We start from the raw sequence: 553 nt of genomic DNA, 5'->3' as shown, positions 1-553 counted from the left end.
GCCGTGGCCTCCACATTGAAGAAATATAGCGCCAGTCCCTCGACCCCGATCGCGCCCCAGGCCCGTGTGGGGCCGTTGTCAATATCGAGACGCACGCCAGTCTGGACATCGAAATACCGGGAGATGGCACGATCATAGAGGGCCTCATGATCTCCATCACCGAACTTGCCGTTTGTGCCGACCGTGCCTTCGGATTTCAGCCAGAGCTTGTCGTAGTCGGTGCCGAACCAAGCCTGCCCATCGTAACGGAACTGCCCGCCATCGGCACCAAAGCGCGCCTCGAACTGGTCGAGCAGCGCATGCACATAGATGTTATGGTCCATGACCGGCTGGATGCCGTTGACATAGACCACGGGCGCGGGAGCCGAGGCGGTCTGCGCTTCCTGGGTTCCTTCGCTCTGGCGTGCCGGGACTGACTGGGCGCGTCCCGTGCCAGGTACCGCGGTAGCCAGTCCAGCGGCAAGGACCGTGCCACCTATCAGACCCCGGATCACGACACCACCACCGTGCGGAACATGCCCACCTCCATGTGGTAGAGCAGGTGGCAGTGATA

The 553-nt window shown here is 62.2% G+C and carries 1 protein-coding gene; it reads right to left on the bottom strand.

The features are described from left to right. Positions 1-494 (bottom strand): copper resistance protein B (locus GOB81_RS17435; RefSeq protein ID WP_173571470.1); only part of this gene is annotated, 494 nt, incomplete at its 3' end. Between the last annotated feature and the right edge of the window lie 59 nt (positions 495-553).

Source organism: Acetobacter conturbans (assembly GCF_011516755.1).
Classification (GTDB): Bacteria; Pseudomonadota; Alphaproteobacteria; order Acetobacterales; family Acetobacteraceae; genus Acetobacter; species Acetobacter conturbans.
Note: the sequence above shows the minus strand (reverse complement) of the source record. Positions and strands in the feature narration are given on the sequence as shown.